This is a genomic window from Nocardia farcinica, from assembly GCF_029867845.1.
In the GTDB taxonomy this organism is placed as follows: domain Bacteria; phylum Actinomycetota; class Actinomycetes; order Mycobacteriales; family Mycobacteriaceae; genus Nocardia; species Nocardia farcinica_A.
Map to the genome: position 1 here is coordinate 1 of NZ_JARWRU010000396.1, position 1,812 is coordinate 1,812.

A 1,812-nucleotide genomic window follows, 5' to 3' on the forward strand; every position below is an offset into this window, starting at 1 on the left:
ATCCGCCGCGCGCTATCGCTACCTGCCAAACATCGCCACCCTCCCCCCCCGGGTTTCGGGGGGCGCTTGACCCCCGGCCCACGGCCCGCTACCCGACCACGGTGAGCGCGGCCGTCCGCGGCGGGGACACCACCCGCTCCAGCGCGGCCAGGTCGCGTTCCAGCGCGCCGAACAGCAGGTAGACGGCCACGAACATGACGATGCTGCCGATGCACAACACCCGCACCGCCACGATGATCTGCTCGATGTCGGCGGCGGGCAGCAGCGTCACCCCCGCCACCGCCAGCAGCGGAATCGACGCGGCCACCAGCAGGTAGCCGACGCAGCGGCGGCGCAGACCGCGCAACAGCGCGACATCCTCCGCGTCCGCGGTGTCCGGTCCGAGCAGCATCGGGTAGACGCAGCGCACGATGTAGAAGTCGACCAGGAAGAACGGGTACGCCAGGGCGATCGCCCCGCACACCGCGTGCGAGGCCAGGAAGTGGGCGAAGGCGTGCGGCGCGAGTTCGTCGCCCGCCAGCGTCACCCCGGCCGGGTAGGTGACCGCGCTGATCATCCAGAACGCCAAGCCCACCAGCACGCTGCGGTCGCCGAGCAGGATCGCGGCCTTCCTGGCCGCGGCCAGTTCGCGCGGGGAGTACCGCTCGCCGCGGGCCAGGCCGCGCGGAACCGTCACCACCCGGCGCGACCACCAGGTCAGCAGGATCGCGGCCAGCCCGAAGAACAGCACATTGCTCACCAGGGTGGACACCGCGAACAGATCCTGGGTGCGCTGCGACAGCCGCCCGGTGACCAGCGCCCGGTTGTGGTCGATGTTGTACAGCGAGGCCAGCAGGTTCGGCACCGCCACCGCCGCCACCACCAGCGGCACCCGCCACGGGCGCAGCCGCCGCCGCCAGCTGTCCGGCGGCGGGTCGACCAGGTCTCTGGCGCGCTGGTCGAGGCACAGGTCCAGTTGCCGGGTCAGCACGCCCGCGTCCGGCCAGCGGCGGCCCGGGTCCGGGTCGAGGCAGGTGGCCAGCACCCGACGCAGGGCGGGCGGGCAGTCGGCCAGCGGCTCACCCGTCGGCGCCGGGGCCGGCGGCCGAGGTGACGAGCCGGCGCCTGTGGGAGCGGGGGATTCCCCGGTCAGCAATTCCCACAGCAGCACACCGAGCGCGTGGATGTCCTCGGCGGTGCCCGAGGCGACCTCGCTCGGGCCGGGCGGCCGCGTCTCCCCGACGGGTCCGAGAGCGAAGTCGGCGAGCTTCGGCACGCCCTCGGCGGTGAAGACGACGTTCGCCGGTTTGATCGCCCGGTGCGCGATGCCCTGGCGGGAGGCGTAGTCGAGGGCCCCCGCCAGCCCGCGCCCGATCCAGGCCACCGTCTCCGGCCAGGTGAGGCGGGCGACAGCGCGCCGGACGGCCGAGTCCGAGGGGGCGATCTCACCCTTGGCCTCCATCGCCGTGTCCACCGCGCGCAGCAGCAGCGCCCCGCTCGCGGGTCCGGGATGGGCGCGGCGCAGGGCGAGCAGGTGCTCGGCGGTGCCGCCGGGCAGGTACTCCATCCACACCAGTGCGGCGGTGCCGTCGACGTCGCCGGTGGGCAGGCGCTGGTCGTAGACGCGCACGATGTGCGGATGGTCGAAACGCGCCATCGGACGCGGCGCGCCGCCGGCTCGATCGGTCAGCCGCAACGCGACCAGGCGCTGCATGGACAGCTGCCTGGCCAGGAACACGCGGCCGGCGGACCGCGCGCCCAGTTCGGTGCGCAACTCGAAATCGCCGATCCGGTCGCCGGGGCGGGCGTGGGCGATGTCGGCGGCCTTCAACC

General features: G+C 74.0%; 1 protein-coding gene. It reads right to left on the minus strand.

Features of this window, described 5'->3' with window-relative positions:
* Positions 1–88 precede the first annotated feature (88 nt).
* On the minus strand, positions 89–1,812 hold a 1,724-nt coding region (locus QH283_RS08400), incomplete at its 5' end, for a protein kinase (protein WP_348538268.1).